The organism is Lactobacillus hamsteri DSM 5661 = JCM 6256 (assembly GCF_000615445.1).
Classification (GTDB): domain Bacteria; phylum Bacillota; class Bacilli; order Lactobacillales; family Lactobacillaceae; genus Lactobacillus; species Lactobacillus hamsteri.
Window position 1 is genome coordinate 95,637 of the sequence record NZ_BALY01000001.1, and the last position, 17,241, is coordinate 112,877.

Here is a 17,241-nt window from a genome sequence, read left to right on the forward strand (position 1 = left end):
TTAAAGCGATTTAAATAAAACATAAGTCACTAGGGGTGCTGAAAAGCTGAGAAATACCCTTTGAACCTGAACAAGACAATGCTTGCGTAAGGGAAGTGCTTTAAAGAAGATAATGATTATTGTGCTCCTTCTGGCTTATTGATTGGCTAGTAAGGAGCTTTTTATGTTTAAAAGATCATCAAAGTGGGATGTTAAAGCAATTATTTTAGTTGCTTTAATTGGAATTATCATGGGCGTAGTTTACACCTATGGCTTCAATAATATTTATAACCTAGCTAAATTAGCGCTTTTGCCAACAGGATATGCGCCCGTAATGGACATGGCTTTTTCAGGACTATGGTTTATGGCAGCGCCACTTGCTATGTATTTTGTGCCGACAAAGGGTTCAGGAACTTTAGGTGAACTTTTAGCTTCTATTGTTGAAATGGTAATTGGCGGTCAATGGGGCGCGTTAACGATTTTAGAAGGACTTATTCAAGGTGCCGCTAATGAAATAGGCTTTTTCCCTAAAAAATCACGCTATGAAAAATTTTCATGGTTTAGTGTTTTAACCGGAGCATTTTTTGCTAGTTTAGGTGCATATATTCCACAATATTTCTTGTATGGTTGGTATAAGTATTCCGTTAATTTACAAGTTGCGATGTTTATTGCGGGAATAATCTCTGCATTAATTTTTGATGGGGTTTTGGTAAAAGTAATTACTAATTTATTTGATAAGATTTTTAAACCTGAAATTGCTTAGTCTACTACTAATGAAATATTAATTTAAGAAAGTAAAAGCTAGAATCGATCGATTCTAGCTTTCATCTTTTATTTGTCTTTATCGATTAAGATTGAACGAAGCTTGGTAGTAAGCATGTCAATTGCTACATTGTTTTCTCCGCCTTCAGGAACAATAATGTCCGCATAACGCTTAGTTGGTTCAATAAATTGATGATACATTGGCTTAACTGTACCCAAATATTGATTGATTACTGAGTCAAGTGAACGACCACGTTCTTTCATGTCACGTTCAAGACGACGAATAAAGCGAATATCATCGTCAGTATCAACATAAACCTTGATATCCATTAGGTTACGAATGTCTTCATTAGATAGAACCAAAATTCCTTCAAGAATGATGATATCAGCTGGTTCAATATGAATGGTTTTTTCGCTTCGAGTGTGGGCAGTAAAATCATAAGTTGGCATTTCAATTGGCTTACGGTGAAGCAATTGACTGATTTGAGCCTCAAGAAGTGGCATATCAAAAGCATCAGGATGATCGTAGTTGATCTTCATTCTTTCTTCCATTGGTACGCCAGTATTGTCTTTGTAGTAAGAATCTTGCGTAATAATTACGATTCGATCTTGATCGGTAATTCCTTCCGCAATTTCATGCGCAATAGTAGTTTTTCCACTGCCAGAACCACCAGCAATTCCAATAACGACAGGTTTATCAAGTGTTGTCATGTTATTCTCCTTCAATTAATCAATAACATATTAACGGTAAAAGCCCATTATGACAACTTATTTTTTAATTTTTTCAAAAATATAATTAGTAGAAATTCGAATATTTTCATTTATAGTTAGATACTTGATTCAGGTAATAACGTACGTTTTTATTAAAAAGTGCCTGAATAGTACTAATACTAGCAAACTATTTATGATTTTACTTTACTGAATGTGTGGAAATTGTAGGATGTGACTTTTTTATTTTATGAAAAAAAGGTAAAATAAAATTATTATGTTTAAAGAAAGGTGATAGCCACATGAAGCCAATTATTGAATTTCAACATGTTGATAAATACTATGGCAAATTTCATGCCTTAAAAGATATAAATTTAACAATTAACGAAGGCGAAGTTGTTTCCATTGTTGGACCATCAGGTTCAGGTAAAAGTACGCTTATTCGTACAATGAATGGACTTGAAGGTATTAATGGAGGAAAGTTAATCGTAAACGGTTATGATTTAGCCGATAAAAAGACTAATATCAATAAAATTCGTAAAGATGTCGGAATGGTTTTCCAACACTTCAACTTATATGAAAATCATACTGTTTTAGGAAATATTGAACTTGCTCCTAGAGTTGTTCTTCATCGTTCTAAGAAGGAAAATGACGAGATTGCTATGGACTTGCTTGAAAAAGTTGGTCTTGAAAACAAGGCGCACATGTTCCCACGCAACTTATCCGGGGGTCAGCAACAACGTGTAGCTATTGCCCGCTCTCTTGCAATGAAACCAAAGGTTATTCTTTTTGACGAACCAACTTCTGCTCTTGACCCAGAAATGATTCAGGATGTTCTTGATGTTATGAAGTTAGTTGCCGAACAAGGAATCACTATGGTAGTTGTTACTCACGAAATGGGCTTTGCTCGTGAAGTTGCCAACCGTTTGATTTTCTTTGACCAAGGACATGTTCTTGAAGACAGAAAACCTGAAGAATTCTTTGATCATCCAAATACTGAACGTGCTAAGGAATTCTTAAGCAAGATTATTACTAAATAATCGAAGTGGAGGGTTTAGATGCGTAAATTATGGAAAAAACTCGTTGTTGTTGCCGTGCTTTTGACAGCAGCAGTAAGTTTATCTGCCTGTGAAAGCTACGGTCAAGAAGAAAAAGCAAAAAATGATGTTTATGACCAAGTTAAATCAAGTAAGACGATTATTTGGGGCGTAAGGAATGATACGCGTTTATTTGGTTTAATGGACATCAAGAAGGACCGTTTAGTAGGGTTTGATATTGATTTAGCTAAGGCTATCACTAAACAAATGTTGGGGAAAGATGCAAAGGCTGAACTTTTCCAAACTTCATCAAAGACTAAGATCCCTGTTTTGAAAAACGGTAATGTTGATGCATTAATGGCAACTGTAACTATTACTCCTGACCGTAAAAAGGAAGTAAGTTTTTCTAAGCCATATTTCAATGCGGGACAGTCTTTGCTTGTACCAGCTAAGAGTAAAGTTAAAAGTATTAAAGATTTGAATAAAAAAGGAATGGTAGTTGTTGCTGTAAAAGGTACAACTGCGGTTGCCAATATTCGTAAGTTTGCACCAAAAGCTCGCGTACTTGAATATGATGACTATGGTCAAGCCTTCACAGCTTTAAAGGCAGGTCAAGGTCAAGCAATGAGTACCGATAATGGTATTTTGGCAGGTATTGCTGCCGAAAATAAGGGTTATCACGTAGTAGGCGGAACCTTTACTCATGAACCTTATGGTGTAGCTGTTGATAAAGGACAAACCAAGATGGTTCATGCAATCAACAAGGCTTTAGATGAACTTGAAAAGAATGGTACATACAATCGTTTAATGCATAAATGGTTTGATGGTATCCCAGGATTTAGTATTAAGGAGGCTGAAAGATAATGTGGTCGTTATTAGTAAATAATTGGCAAACCTTTTTGATCGGCTTCTGGAATACTATTTGGTGTAGTATTTTAGCTTTAGTCTTTAGTTTGATCATTGGCTCAGGTTTTGCCATTTTAGAAACTATGCCAAATAAATTCTGGCGTGGTGTAGCGCGTGTTTATATCGAAATTTTTAGAAATATTCCATTGTTAGTTATCGCAATGATCTTCTACTTGGTTATTCCTCAATTCTGGGTAAAAATGAATGGTTTTACTGCAGGTACAATTGGTTTAACTTTGTATACTTCTGCATTTATTTCTGAAACTGTTCGTTCAGGAATTCAATCTGTCGGTGATGGACAAATGGAAGGTGCACGAAGCAATGGTATGACTTACTGGCAAGCAATGCGCTACGTAATTTTGCCACAAGCTTTTAAGATCGTTATTCCACCACTTGGAAATCAGTTTGTTAACTTGATTAAGAACTCATCAGTTCTTGCCTTTGTTGCTGGTTTTGACTTGATGTATCAAGGTGATGTTATTGCATCAACAACTTTCCAAACAATTCCTACTTATATTATTGTCGGAATTTTCTACTTGATCTTAACTTTGCCACTTTCATACTACATGCAATACCTAGAAAGAAAATAAGGGAGGAATATAAATGGATTTCGCAAATGCATATTCATGGATTAACATTCACTTCCTTCTTCGAGGATTGTGGGTTACAATTTATGTTTCATTAATTTCAATTGCTTTAAGTTTTATTATCGGCTTGGTTTTAGGAACGGTTCGTTATACTAAAATTCCGATTTTATCAAAAGTTGTTGGTTTCGTAGTTGATATTATTCGTAACTTGCCGCTTCTTTTGATTATCTTCTTTACTTACTTCGGTTTGCCGGGAATTGGACTTAGAGTAAACGCAGTCGTAGCTTCAATTATCGCTTTAGTAGTATTTGAATCATGTATGATTGCTGAAATTGTTCGTTCTGGAATTGGCGCCGTTCCAAGCGGTCAAATGGAAGGTGCACGAAGCAACGGTATGACTTACATGCAAGCAATGTTCTACGTTGTCATGCCACAAGCTCTTCTTAAGATGATTCCAACGCTTTTGTCACAGTTTGTATCGTTGGTAAAGGATACTTCACTTGCAACAATCATCATTTTGCCGGAACTTCTTTACAGAGCACAAATCGTTTACAGTCAAGATACTAGATACATGATCCCAATGTACTTGATTATTGCGGTAATGTACTTCATCGTTTGTTTCTGCTTATCAATGGTTGCATCATACTTGCAAAAGAGATTTGATACAAAAACTGATTAAATAATTTTCTTAAAATACTAACTGCATGCTATATTAAGTGTGTAGTTAGTATTTTTTTATGGAATTATTATGGATGCGAATAAACAATTAACCGACTTAGAAAGAGTCGAATTAACTAAAAAATCTTATGAAGAACTAAGTTTGGGAGAAAGAGTCACTGTCGGTGATCATTTTATCGGGATTGTTACTAATTCGGTTTATGAAGAAGATGGTTTGCGCGCGTTTGTGATTACTAATCCCAATGAAGTTACGATTTTGTTTAAAGGATCGTATGGCTTTGTGAAGGGCAATCCTACGACTTGGCGGGATGAATGGTTGAGAACAAATTTGCCTATTTTAGTAGCCTTGCTTGCTGATGAAAAGAAAATTCCGAGTCAATTGAAAACAGCAGCCAAATTGTTAAATACAACGATTCATCAGTTTAAGGGAGCCCGTTTTTATATTTATGGACATTCTCTTGGTTCGATAAATGCTCAATATGCTTTAGCTAATTGTCGTCATCCTAAAATGATCGCTGGCGCATATTTATATGAGGGGACCAATATTTGGATTTTGCTAGATCAGCATCAAAGGGCAAAAATTAGTAAGATGCGGCATAAAATATTCAATTATGTAGATATTTATGATCCTGTAACTTTGGGAATCACAGCAAGTCATCATATGGTTGGACAATTACGCTATATTGATAGCGAGCCCATGCAGCCAATTAAGCAACATATGTGGGGCGGTTATAAATTTGATGAAAATGGCAATTTGAAATTGCGCGATGTTGATGATGCTTTTTTAGAAGAAAGTATGAGTGAGCGGAAACTTTTAACACGCTCAAATGATTTGGCCCGTTCAATTGAAAGGATGGGGCAAAGACCTGAATTTAGCAAATTAGCCGAAGAAAAATTAGATGAATTGCAGAGACGTTTTCCTGATCATAAGGCTTGGAATAAGTTGACGGAAATTTTTAACAAGACTAGTTTTTTGAAAGATAAAGATAGTGAAAAATAACATTTGCTATTGAGCTAATAATTGCGAAAGTGCTTTCTTTGTGTGCTATGATGTTTAAAGAATATGAAAGATATTCCTAGCAAGGAGAAAAAGATGAAATATCCAAAAACAAAAGAAATTTTAAATCAATTAGTTGCTGACTTGACTCAAATGCACATGGTTGTTCACCAACATCATTGGTACATGCGTGGTAACCGTTTCCTAAAGCTTCACCCATATCTTGATGATGTAATGGATGAATTAGCTGATCAACTTGATCAAGTTTCAGAAAGATTGATTACTTTGGATGGTAATCCAGTTTCCACTTTAGGTGAAATTGTTGAAAAGACAAAGATTCCTGATGAAAAAGGTAACTGGGATGAAACCATTGATGAACGCTATGCTAAAATTGTTGATGGTTACCACTATTTAGATAACTTATATGAAAAGGGTATCGAAGTTAGTGATGAAGAAGGAGACTACTCAACTAATGATATGCTTACTGGCTTCCATACAGCTATTGAAAAGCGTATTTGGATGATGTCTGCTGAAATTGGCAAAGCTCCAGAAATTGATCAATAACATTTAATTAAATAGGTTTAAAAAAGCACTTTTGAAAGTGCTTTTTTGTTATAATGAAATCGTTATAACATGCTATTTAGAAGAGGATAAAACATGAAAAAAATCGTTGTTATTGGATCAAGTAATGTTGATACGACTTTACATGTTAAAGATTTTCCCAAGCCTGGCGAAACTATTAATGCGTCAGAAGTAACAATCGCCGGTGGTGGAAAAGGAGCTAACCAAGCTATTGCGGCTGCTAAAAGTGGTGCAGAAACTGACTTTATTTCGCGCGTTGGTGAAGATAGTTTTGGCGAATTTATGATGAAGCAGCTTAAGAGCTATGGTGTTTCTTTAGATTATGTACAAGCAACTGCTGGTGAAGATACTGGCCATGCTTATATTACTTTAAATGATGAGGGACAAAACGATATCATCATTGATCACGGTGCTAACTATAAATTAAATGCGGCAGATATTGATGCAGCAAGCAATTTGCTTGGAAAAGTAGATTGTGTGATTGCACAATTTGAAACACCATTAGATGCTACGATTGAAGCATTTAAATTAGCTAAAAAGCAAGGTGCTATAACTATCTTGAATCCTGCGCCTGCAATTGAAAAAATTCCTAGCGAATTGCTTCAATTAACTGATTTAATTACACCAAATGAAACAGAAAGTGCAGTTATTACTGGCGTTCCAATTAAAAATGAAGATGATATTGCTATCAATGCTAAAAAACTTCATGAATTAGGCGTTAAGAATGTCTTAATTACTTATGGAGACAAGGGTTCATATATTTCAACAGATTCTGTAGAAAAGTTAGTTCCTGCCTTTAAGGTAGAAGCAACTGATACAACTGGAGCTGGCGATACTTTTATCGGCTTTTTAGCAGGAAATTTGGAAAAAGATTTATCAAATATTGAAGAAGCTGCAACAATTGCTAGTCGTGCATCATCAATTGCCGTTCAACGTTTAGGTGCCCAACCTTCAATTCCAACTGCTAAAGAAGTTCAAGATTTGATGGAGAAATAAATATGGATAAAAAAGAACAAGATCAATTAAAAAAAGAAGCTGCAACAAAAGCAGCACAAATGGTAAAGCCTAATTCTGTGTTAGGTGTCGGAACTGGCTCAACAGTTGCCTTTTTTATTGATGCTTTAGGTGAAAGAAAAGAAAAAGAAGGCTTTTCATTAAAGCATATTGTGACAACTTCTAATAGAAGCAAGAAACAACTTGAAAGCTTAGGCTTTAAAGTTGATGAATTGGCTGATATTGATCAAGCTGATTTAACAGTGGATGGTGCCGATCGTGTTGCTGACAACTTGGACGGAATTAAAGGTGGCGGTGGTGCTTTAACTTTAGAAAAGAATGTTGCCATTAATTCCAAGAAGATTATTTGGATTGTAGATGAATCCAAGCTGGTTCATCATTTAAGTGGTTTCCCACTTCCAGTTGAAGTATTGCCAATTTCTTGTGAACAAAACTTTAAGAAGTTTGAACAAGAAGGTTTAAAGCCACAATGGCGTAAAGACGAAAATGGTAAACGCTATGTGACTCACTACGGCAACTATATTATTGATTTAGCGGCTGATCCTGTTCCTGCACCTCATGGCTTGGCTGATTACTTGGATCACACTGTTGGTGTTGTTGAACATGGTTTGTTCCTTGATATGTGTGATGAAGTAATTATTGCGCATAGCGATGGTACAATTGAAGAAAAGATAAAATAATTATTATAAATAGTGAAAGCGAGTGTTATGCACTCGTTTTTATTTTTCCAAAAATAAAAAACAACAAGTTTTGCCAACATTTGGTATCATTAACTTACACGAATGAAAGTTGAAAGGAAGATTTTAATGACCAAAAAGCCATTAATTATTTCTACTGACCCCGGAATTGACGACATTGCGGCAATGACTATTAGTCTTTTTGCCAAGGACTTAGATGTTAAAATGATTGTTCCAACTTGGGGTAACGTAGCACTTGAATATACTTTGCAAAACACGCTTAACTTAGAAAAGTTTTTGCATACAGAAGTACCAGTTGTTTCTGGCGCAAGTCAACCTCTTGTAGCACCTAAAATTAGTGCAGCATCAGTTCATGGAAAAACTGGTGTAGCTGGTTTTGACTTTGAAGAAGCTACCGAAGAATTGATTGTTCCAGGTTTAGCTGCAACTGTGATGTATAACGCTATTATGGATAGTCCAGAAAAGGTAACTTTATTAGGTATTGGACCTTTGACTGATTATGCTTTGCTTTTGAAGCAATATCCAAATGTCGTGGAAAATATTGAAGAATTAGTCATCATGGGTGGAAATATTGGGCGAGGCAATCACAGTCCGCTTGCTGAATATAACATTGCTGGTGATCCTGAAGCTGCACAAGTTGTCTTTCATAGCGGTTTGAAGGTTAAAGTTGCTCCTCTTGAAATTGGCAATAAAGCTCATGTTACGCCTGAACAGATGAAGCAAATTAAAGCTTGCGGTGCAGTTGGCAACATGCTCTATTCTTTATTCTCAAATATTCGTGAGCCTGATGGCGATCCACGTATTAAGATCTTTGATCCAACAGCTGTTGGTCTTATCCTTTGTCCAGAAGTATTTACAATGAAAAAAGCGAATGTCGAAATTGAACTTGCCGGTCGCTACACTTATGGTGCCAGTGTAATTGATTTCATGAGTGATAAGCCAAATGCGGAAATCGCTACGGACGTTGATGTTGATAAATTTGCGCAATGGTTTATTAATAGTATTAAAGTTGCTGATCAAGGAAGAATTTAAATGGCGGATTTTGTTTATCGTAACGTAATGCGAGATATTAAGCAGAATATTTTAAATGGCAATTACGAAGGGATGCGTCTTCCTGATGAACGGAGTTTAGCTGAACATTATGATGTCAGTCGTTCATCGATGAAGAGAGCTTTAGGATTGCTAGCTGATCAAGGGATCGTTTTTAAAAAGCGCGGTAGTGGAACTTTTATCAATCCGCTGTATTTAAAAAATCAAGCCTTATTTCAATATGAGGGTTCTAATTTGGGTTTGACTGATAGTTTCCGGATGCCAGGTAAAAAGCAGACGATTAAGCTTCTTGATTTTCATGTTATTAAAGCTTCTTCAGAAATTGCCCAGGATTTGTTTTTGAAGGAAAATGATTTTGTTTATGAATTCAAACGTTTGCGTTTACTCGATAAGCAGCCATTTTTAATTGAAACGGGTTATTTACCAATTAAAATAATGCCGGAACTTACGCCGGAAATTTTGCAATCGTCTCTTTTTAACTATCTAGAAGATGAGCAAAGCAAGACGGTAACTAAATCATTCTTAAATATTACAGTTGAACCATCTAATGAAGAAGATCAAAAGCAAATGAAGCTTAAGGAAACCGAACCAGTCGGCGTTATGGAGGGGATTTTCTTCTTAGATGATGGAACGCCTTTTGAAATTTCTAATATGCGTGTCCATTATAAATACATGCGATTCAATACTTTCGTAAATTTAAATGGTTAATTTATGTAAAGAAAACACTGATAATCATCGTTAAATAAACGTTGATATATCAGTGTTTTTACTTTCTAAAGAATCATGATTAAATCAAATTAAGACTTATTTCCCAGAGTCTTTATCTTATAATAATACATTTTGACTAATTTCTACTCTTAAATGCAATTCTGGCGGTGTAACGGCTAGCACCAATAGCAATTCTTAATCCCTTAACTTTTGTATTATTTTCAAAAGTGTAGTCATCTCTTTAGAGGAAGTGGTGCTAATAGAGGCTGAATATCTGATTCGCTGCAAATTTTAAATCGTTATATAGATGATCTAGTCCAAGATTTTTAATAGAGAGCAATTGAGAGTGAATTTCTGATTTATCTTTGGTAGATGTATATTGGATTAAAGATGTCATAAAATTAATCCTTATTTGTTCTAATATGAAATTTTCATTGAATTTCATAGTGTAAAAACCGTCTACCAGTTCTTGAGCTTTATCCGGTTGTTTCATTTTTAGTAAAGCAAAAATTGCATTTAAAATTGCTTCTAGTAATAAAGAATGCCAATTTTGTCTGTTAATGTGATTTTCAATAGAAAAATTAATTAATGATTTGCCCAATCTAAATAATAATTGAGGCTTTATTAATAATTGTGTGCATGAAAAGTAAAGAATATTTTCGTAAGTCCAGTTTTCTAGATTGGAAAAATATTCGTTTAATTTTACCTGAAGAGAATTAGGAAAAATATTCTTGTTGGTCAAGTCCTGATAGAAATTACATGCGATTGAAGCTTGAAAAACGTATACCTTTTCTTTAGGAGAATCTTTATAAAGTTCAAGATATCTTTGGGCAAGGTTTCTTAAGGTCGGAAGATCGCTATAGTAATAGGCAATCATTGATTGTTTATATAAGTTTGCTAGTTGTGATGGAGTATTTGAACCGAGAAACTCGTCAGGTTGAATGTGAATTCTGTAAAGAAGGTCAATCACCTTACTAAAAGATAAGTTATCATTACCTTTTTCCCACCGGTCAAGGCTAGATTTACTGGTTATTCCTTGTGCAGCTGTTACTATGTCAATATTGTTTTGTTTTCTTAATTCTCGAAATTTTGGTCCATAAATTGGATCTTTTATATCTTTAGTCATGAAAGAGATTCCTTACTAATGCAAAATAAAAAACAATGGATACAAGCCATAATTACTATCGTTATAGGTGGAGGATTAATCACACACTTTAATCCAGGTAATTTCATGGTGATGTTTAATTACTTAAATCACTAAACATTATTTCATAAATATATTAGATTTTAAGAATTATTCTCATTATTGGGAATAATTCTTTTCCTTTTGCTGGAAAAATATAGATAATTTTACTCCCATATCTGGGAAGAAAGCACAATGAAAGAATAAATGATGATTTAATTAGAGTAAGCTTTGAAGAAATAATTCAAGGCAAATATCTTTATCATAGAAGGGAAGATCATATGAATTTAAAAAAAGCATTAATTGGCTCAGTATTATTGATGTCTACCGGATTAGCTTTTGGCTTTTCTGAAATAAACGCTTATCAAGCTCAAGCAGCAACATCTGAAAATACCATTACTATGCGTTTTGGTGGTGCGTTAGTATATGACAAAAATGGAAAGCCATTAAACGATTATCCTGGAGCAGGAACCTATCTTGAAAAGGCTCACCTTGAGGAAGGTACAACTGTCGATTATTACGGAAAGCCTAAATATATGAATTGGTATCATAGGAATACTAATAAAAAAGCTATTTTCTATAACATTGGTAAAGGCGGATATGTATTGGGCTACAATGTTGCTTCCCTTGATAACAAAGGTACGCTTAGCGTATATAGAAACTCATATATTTATGACAAAAACGGCAAAAGATTGAAGAAGTATCAGGGAAGTAAATCCAATATCTTGATTAGAAAAGGAACAGCTGTTAATTACGTTGGTAAATTAAATGAAATGCCTAATACGGATAAAAATTTGCCGAAGTTTTATTACTTTAATACGGGTAATCAACCTACAGCTGACAAGATGCTTTGGCCAAGTTATCGTACCGTTAAAGGTAAACAATACTACAATATTGGCGATGGCGGTTATATTAAAGCTATTAATATTGGTTATATAAATGGTAAAAAGTTAAAGGCAGCTGAAGCTACAGTTGTAATAGGAAAACCATGGCGTAAAGATACAGGAAAATATTATATCTGGAAGAAAAATAGTGATGGGATGAAACTGACGAAAAAGACGTTTTCATTTGAACCAGGTCAAAAAGTAGTCGTTGATAGAGAATACCAAGTTGGTAGAACTTATTGGCGAGTAAAAGGTACTGAAAACTATATTTTTGGTCCAGATATTAAGACATTTCCATTGCAATATCCACGGTATTAGATTGATCCAAGGAGAAATAAAATACAACAATTTTAGATAGTCTAAGAAACAATCTTCTTTAAGCCCAAATAAAAAGAATAAGAAAAAGACGGTCAAGCAACTCAAATCAAGAGTTGGATTGATCGTCTTTTGGTATCTGAGAATTAGTTTTTCCCCAGATACTTTTTTATGGATTCGTTTTTGATCTAGAAAATAAACTACAATCGTGAGAATTGTTTGGCATCATTTACTGGACCGCTGTAGACATAATTCAGATTGACATACTTAGTTTGATTCGTTAATTCACGCATATATTCTTGTTGCTGACGAGTTAACGGTAAATGATTTATTGCTACTTGGCTTTGAATATACATCACCAACTTGCTAGTGTAAGCTAGTGGATGATCATGTTCATCAAATTTACGCATCACTAAACCAATGGTGTCCCTAATTTGACGATAACGATGAATATTTAACTCATTGTACATATCGGTAAAAAAACTACGATAAAACTTATCTAAAATTTGATAAACTTGTTCTTCTTTTTTTGCTTGTTTATATTGATTATATGCCGGAGAAAACACGGGATTTTAATCTTGTGATGAATTCGGCTTTTTCTTTAGTTTTTTGCTTGTTCCCATTCTTTCTTGAACATATGTTTGATATAATGTTACTAGAAGGGAGGAACAAATGTGCTGAAAGGAATCAAATTAAGGCTCTACCCTAATAAAACCCAGCAAGACCAGCTTGAGCAGATGTTTGGCAATGACCGTTTTGTCTGGAATCAGATGCTGGCTATGATGAACGAGCGCTACCAGAACAATAAGGATTTGCCTTTTTTGGGCAAGTTTAAGCTGAATTACCTGCTTAAGCCGCTTAAGAAAGAATATCCCTTTTTGAAAAATAGCGATTCTTCAAGCCTGCAGGTAGTTAATGAATTTTTAACCCAGTCTTGGAAAAACTTTTTTCAAGATAAAAGCGGCCAAATTGGCAAGCCGCGCTTTCATTCACGCAAGTATTTAAAGAAGTCTTATACTGGCAAGTCGATCATCAAAGTTGCTGGCAAGCGATACCTGAAGATCCCTAAGTTGGGTTATATTAAAACCAGTAAAACAGGGTTTTTGGAAGGTGCTAAAATCAAGCGTTATACGGTTGTGCTTGAATCAACGGGCAAATATTATCTGTCCCTGCAGGCAGAAGTGTCTGAACCCCAAAAGCTTCGCTTAACTGGCAGAGAAATTGGCATCGATGTCGGTATAGCTGATTTAGCAATTCTGTCTAATGGCTTGAAATACCCTAGCTTTGATGGCTCTTATTTTGAAAAGAAAGCCAAAGCATGGCAAAGAAAATATTCCCGCCGCAGACATTTGGCTAAGCTGTTGGCTTTGCAGGATAAAAATAGAAAAGTGCTTTGTCCTAGAAGCGTGGAAAACTTTGTTAATTGGCAAAAAGCCCAAAAACTAAAAGCCAGATATCAAGCTAAAGCAACTAATCAGCGTAGAGACTATTTGCATAAGTTAACGACACATTTGGTTAAGCAGTATGATGTGATTGTCATCGAAGATTTGAAAACCAAGAATCTTCAACACAATCACTGCCTGGCCAAATCAATCGCCAATGCTTCATGGCGGATGTTTAGACAAATGCTGGAATATAAATGCAAGTGGTATGGTAAAAGACTAATTGCGGTAGATCCTAAAAACACTTCAAGAATTTGCTCAGAATGTGGCTATAACAGCGGCGCCAAGCCATTAGAGATTCGTGAATGGACTTGTCCTAAGTGTCAAACTAGGCATGACCGGGATATTAACGCGGCAATTAATATCTTGTATAAAGCAAAGCCAAATGGTCAGGGACTGGCCATGGTAAAGAGCTGAGTTCCGTGAGTTAGGTATTTGAGCAATCAATGTAAGATCCTAAACACTACTTAGTGTTCCCAGAACCCCGGCACTTTAGTGCCGGTGTAGTTCATTTCATCTAAAGAGGAGGCAGAATAGGTAAGGCGTTCGCTTTTTTTTGATTTCTCCACCGAGCATGCTGACGGCTGGAAGCGGATAACGCATCAAAGCTGCCGCATTATCGATTGAATTAGTAACTATTTGCAAATCGATTCCACCAAGCATATTGCATAACTGACATAAAGTTGTAGAGGGACCAATGAAATCAAATTGTCCAGGATGAATGAAACGTTTGGCTACTTTAGCCATTTTTTCTTTAATCGGAGATTGAATTTGATTACGAGATAAAAAGTCTGGCACATCATTTTGATTAATTTCCATTAAGCCCCCATGAATTCTAATTGCTTGTCCGGTCGTGGTTAACCGAAGGACATCGCGACGCGCCGTATCAAAAGAGACTTTAAAGTGGGATGCTAAAAAACGGGTTGATAATTGATGTTTGTCTTTTAGCATCTGTTTAATTTCGATTAATCTTTTTTCTTGTGTCATTTTCTTCCTCCACATCGAATACTATCATGACTAGAAATAAAAATATTTATTTGGTGCGTGTTTAATATTTTTTATTAAGCATATATCCGTATTTACAAAAGCGAATACAGATATGTAGAAATCAAAATACTGATAAATCAGTGATTACTAATAATTGTAGTAAATGAAACGCTTAAATTCATTCATAATAATTGGGTGGTACCAATTAATAAAATAGTTGAACTTTTGTAAAAAATTGGTATTATAGAGTTATAAATAAAACGAGAAAACGTTATCAAAATAAATAAAATTATTTCAAAGGAGATTGTAAATGTCAGTCGATTACAATTCAAAAGAATACTTAAAGAGCGTTGATGCTTACTGGCGTGCAGCTAACTATTTATCAGTTGGTCAGCTTTTCTTAATGAAGAATCCACTTCTTAAGACTCCATTAGTTGCTGAAGATATTAAACCTAAGCCAATTGGACACTGGGGTACAATTGCACCACAAAACTTTATTTATGCTCACTTAAATCGTGTCCTTAAAAAATACAACTTAGATATGTTTTATATTGAAGGCTCAGGTCATGGTGGCCAAGTTATGGTTTCCAATTCATATCTTGATGGTTCATATACTGAACGTTATCCAGAAATCACCCAAGATGAAGAGGGAATGACTAAACTTTTCAAACGTTTTAGTTTTCCAGGCGGAGTTGCTTCTCATGCTGCTCCTGAAACTCCAGGTTCAATTCACGAAGGTGGAGAATTGGGATATGCACTTTCTCACGGTACAGGCGCAATTTTGGATAATCCAGATGTAATTGCTGCTGTTGAAATCGGTGATGGGGAAGCAGAAACTGGTCCTCTTGCAGCAAGCTGGTTTAGTGACAAATTTATTAATCCAATTAAAGACGGTGCCGTTCTTCCAATTTTACAAATCAATGGTTTTAAGATTTCTAACCCAACTATTGTTTCTAGAATGAGCGATGAAGAATTAACCGAATACTTCCACGGTATGGGTTGGGATCCTTATTTTGTTTCTGTCTTTAAGGGCGGACGCTTTGATGGTGAAAAAGATCCAATGCAAATTCATGAAGAAATGGCTAAGACCATGGACGAAGTTATTGAAAAGATCAAGGCTATTCAAAAGCACGCACGTGAAAACAACGATGCAACTTTGCCACATTGGCCAATGATTATTTTCCAATGTCCAAAAGGTTGGACAGGCCCAAAGAAGGATTTAGATGGTAACCCAGTTGAGAACTCCTTCCGTGCCCATCAAATTCCAATTCCTGTATCTCAAAGTGATATGACTCACAAGGATATGCTCGTTGATTGGCTCGAAAGTTACAAGCCGGAAGAATTGTTCAATGAAGATGGTTCACCTAAGGAAATTGTGACTGAAAACACTGCTGAAGGCGACCATAGAATGGCTATGAATCCAGTTACTAATGGAGGCAAGAATCCTAAGCGTTTAAACTTGCCAGATTATCGCAAGTACGCTTTGAAGTTTAAGCCAGGTCAAATGGAAGCTGAAGATATGGTGGAATGGGCTAAGTATTTGAATGAAGTGGCTAAGTTAAATCCTGACACATTCCGTGGTTTTGGTCCTGATGAATCTAAGTCAAATCGTTTATTCAGCTTGCTTGACGATCAAAAACGTCAATGGGAATTGGAAGTTCATGAACCAAATGATGAAAATATGGCTCCAAGTGGTCGTGTTATTGATTCACAATTGTCAGAACACCAAGATGAAGGTTTCCTTGAAGGATATGTTTTGACTGGTCGTCATGGTTTCTTTGCAACTTATGAAGCATTTGGTCGCGTTGTAGATTCAATGCTTACTCAACATATGAAATGGCTTAGAAAAGCTAAGGAACAATATTGGCGTCATGATTACCCAGCTCTTAACTTTGTTGCAACGTCTACTGTATTCCAACAAGATCACAATGGGTACACTCACCAAGATCCAGGTATCTTGACTCATTTATATGAAAAGAATCGCCCAGATCTTATTCATGAATACTTACCTTCAGACACTAATACTTTGCTTGCCGTATCTAATAAGGCATTCCAAGATCGTGAATGTATTAATGTGTTGGTAACTTCAAAGCAGTCTCGTCCACAATGGTTCTCAATTGAAGAAGCTGAAAAACTTGTTGATAAAGGTTTAGGCTATATTGATTGGGCTTCAACTGATAAGGGCGCAAAACCAGATGTTGTTTTTGCTTCAACAGAAACAGAACCAACTTTGGAAACTTTAGCGGCTATTGATATTTTGCATAAGAAGTTCCCAGAGCTTAAGATTCGTTACATTAACGTTGTTGATGTTATGAAGTTGATTAACACTGATGATAATCCAAATGCAATTTCACAAAAAGAATTTGATCGTCTCTTCCCAACAGATGTGCCAATTATTTTTGCATGGCATGGTTACAAGAGTATGATGGAATCCATTTGGTTCGGTCGTAAACGTTATAATGTTCATATTCACTGTTATGAAGAAAATGGTGATATTACTACTCCATTTGATATGCGTGTATTGAACCATCTTGATCGTTTCGATTTGGCTAAAGATGCTGTTGAAAGTATCCCAAGTTTGGCTGGTAAGCATGCAGACTTTATAGATGAAATGGATAAATTGCTTGCTAAGCACCACCAATACATCCGTGATAATGGTAAGGATATTCCTGAAGTTACGGAATGGAAATGGGAAGGCCTTAAGTAATAAATAAAATGTAAAAT

Annotated in this window: 17 protein-coding genes, 1 pseudogene and 1 riboswitch; of the genes and pseudogenes, 14 read left to right on the forward strand and 4 right to left on the reverse strand. The window is 35.4% G+C overall.

Features of this window, described 5'->3' with window-relative positions; genetic code table 11:
- Positions 1-21: 21 nt before the first annotated feature.
- Positions 22-111, forward strand: a riboswitch (TPP riboswitch).
- A 52-nt stretch (positions 112-163) separates the two neighbouring features.
- Positions 164-742, forward strand: coding sequence for an ECF transporter S component (locus JCM6256_RS00465; protein ID WP_025079894.1), 579 nt, complete (start codon positions 164-166; stop codon positions 740-742).
- A gap of 68 nt (positions 743-810) precedes the next feature.
- Here JCM6256_RS00465 and udk read toward each other — a convergent pair whose 3' ends face one another.
- Positions 811-1,452 (reverse strand): uridine kinase, encoded by a 642-nt coding sequence (udk, locus tag JCM6256_RS00470; RefSeq protein ID WP_025079895.1) that lies wholly within the window; start codon positions 1,450-1,452, stop codon positions 811-813.
- Positions 1,453-1,751: 299 nt separating this feature from the next.
- Here udk and JCM6256_RS00475 point away from each other — a divergent pair, with 299 nt between their 5' ends.
- The 10 genes from JCM6256_RS00475 to JCM6256_RS00520 all read left to right on the forward strand — a co-directional run bounded on the left by JCM6256_RS00475 (position 1,752) and on the right by JCM6256_RS00520 (position 9,706).
- A complete protein-coding gene (locus tag JCM6256_RS00475; protein WP_025079896.1) occupies positions 1,752-2,489 on the forward strand; it encodes an amino acid ABC transporter ATP-binding protein in 738 nt (245 codons plus the stop codon).
- A gap of 18 nt (positions 2,490-2,507) precedes the next feature.
- Positions 2,508-3,350, forward strand: coding sequence for a transporter substrate-binding domain-containing protein (locus JCM6256_RS00480; RefSeq protein ID WP_025079897.1), 843 nt, complete (start codon positions 2,508-2,510; stop codon positions 3,348-3,350).
- A complete protein-coding gene (locus JCM6256_RS00485; RefSeq protein WP_025079898.1) occupies positions 3,350-3,982 on the forward strand; it encodes an amino acid ABC transporter permease in 633 nt (210 codons plus the stop codon). The genes JCM6256_RS00480 and JCM6256_RS00485 overlap by 1 nt, the downstream gene beginning before the upstream one ends.
- 13 nt (positions 3,983-3,995) lie before the next feature.
- Positions 3,996-4,658 carry an amino acid ABC transporter permease gene (locus JCM6256_RS00490; protein ID WP_025079899.1) on the forward strand — a complete coding sequence of 221 codons (663 nt, stop codon included), beginning with the start codon at positions 3,996-3,998 and terminating at the stop codon, positions 4,656-4,658.
- A 69-nt stretch (positions 4,659-4,727) separates the two neighbouring features.
- On the forward strand, positions 4,728-5,657 hold the full coding sequence (locus tag JCM6256_RS00495; RefSeq protein ID WP_025079900.1) for an alpha/beta hydrolase family protein: 930 nt from the start codon (positions 4,728-4,730) through the stop codon (positions 5,655-5,657).
- Positions 5,658-5,750: 93 nt separating this feature from the next.
- A complete protein-coding gene (locus JCM6256_RS00500) occupies positions 5,751-6,218 on the forward strand; it encodes a Dps family protein (RefSeq protein WP_025079901.1) in 468 nt (155 codons plus the stop codon).
- A gap of 93 nt (positions 6,219-6,311) precedes the next feature.
- Positions 6,312-7,232: a ribokinase gene (gene rbsK / locus JCM6256_RS00505; RefSeq protein ID WP_025079902.1), complete on the forward strand. Its 921-nt coding sequence runs from the start codon at positions 6,312-6,314 to the stop codon at positions 7,230-7,232.
- A gap of 2 nt (positions 7,233-7,234) precedes the next feature.
- Positions 7,235-7,930: a ribose-5-phosphate isomerase RpiA gene (gene rpiA / locus JCM6256_RS00510; protein WP_025079903.1), complete on the forward strand. Its 696-nt coding sequence runs from the start codon at positions 7,235-7,237 to the stop codon at positions 7,928-7,930.
- Positions 7,931-8,056: 126 nt separating this feature from the next.
- Positions 8,057-8,980, forward strand: coding sequence for a nucleoside hydrolase (locus JCM6256_RS00515; protein WP_025079904.1), 924 nt, complete (start codon positions 8,057-8,059; stop codon positions 8,978-8,980).
- Positions 8,981-9,706: a GntR family transcriptional regulator gene (locus JCM6256_RS00520; RefSeq protein ID WP_025079905.1), complete on the forward strand. Its 726-nt coding sequence runs from the start codon at positions 8,981-8,983 to the stop codon at positions 9,704-9,706. It begins immediately after the preceding gene.
- A 256-nt stretch (positions 9,707-9,962) separates the two neighbouring features.
- On the opposite strand, the gene JCM6256_RS00525 is transcribed toward JCM6256_RS00520, so the two are convergent.
- On the reverse strand, positions 9,963-10,832 hold the full coding sequence (locus tag JCM6256_RS00525; RefSeq protein WP_025079906.1) for an Rgg/GadR/MutR family transcriptional regulator: 870 nt from the start codon (positions 10,830-10,832) through the stop codon (positions 9,963-9,965).
- Positions 10,833-11,170: 338 nt separating this feature from the next.
- On the opposite strand from JCM6256_RS00525, the gene JCM6256_RS00535 reads away from it, so the two are divergent.
- Positions 11,171-12,091: an SLAP domain-containing protein gene (locus JCM6256_RS00535; protein WP_025079907.1), complete on the forward strand. Its 921-nt coding sequence runs from the start codon at positions 11,171-11,173 to the stop codon at positions 12,089-12,091.
- Positions 12,092-12,288: 197 nt separating this feature from the next.
- Here the strand turns inward: JCM6256_RS00535 and JCM6256_RS09315 are convergent, their stop codons facing one another.
- A complete protein-coding gene (locus JCM6256_RS09315; protein WP_025079908.1) occupies positions 12,289-12,654 on the reverse strand; it encodes a bacteriocin immunity protein in 366 nt (121 codons plus the stop codon).
- A 108-nt stretch (positions 12,655-12,762) separates the two neighbouring features.
- Here JCM6256_RS09315 and JCM6256_RS00545 point away from each other — a divergent pair, with 108 nt between their 5' ends.
- On the forward strand, positions 12,763-13,947 hold the full coding sequence (locus tag JCM6256_RS00545; RefSeq protein ID WP_025079909.1) for an RNA-guided endonuclease TnpB family protein: 1,185 nt from the start codon (positions 12,763-12,765) through the stop codon (positions 13,945-13,947).
- 98 nt (positions 13,948-14,045) lie between these two features.
- Here JCM6256_RS00545 and JCM6256_RS09320 read toward each other — a convergent pair.
- A pseudogene (locus tag JCM6256_RS09320) lies at positions 14,046-14,517 on the reverse strand (DeoR family transcriptional regulator); the annotation flags it as partial.
- Between the two features lie 310 nt (positions 14,518-14,827).
- Here JCM6256_RS09320 and JCM6256_RS00555 point away from each other — a divergent pair.
- Entirely contained in the window at positions 14,828-17,224 is a 2,397-nt protein-coding gene (locus JCM6256_RS00555) for a phosphoketolase family protein (protein WP_025079910.1), read from the forward strand.
- Positions 17,225-17,241 lie beyond the last annotated feature (17 nt).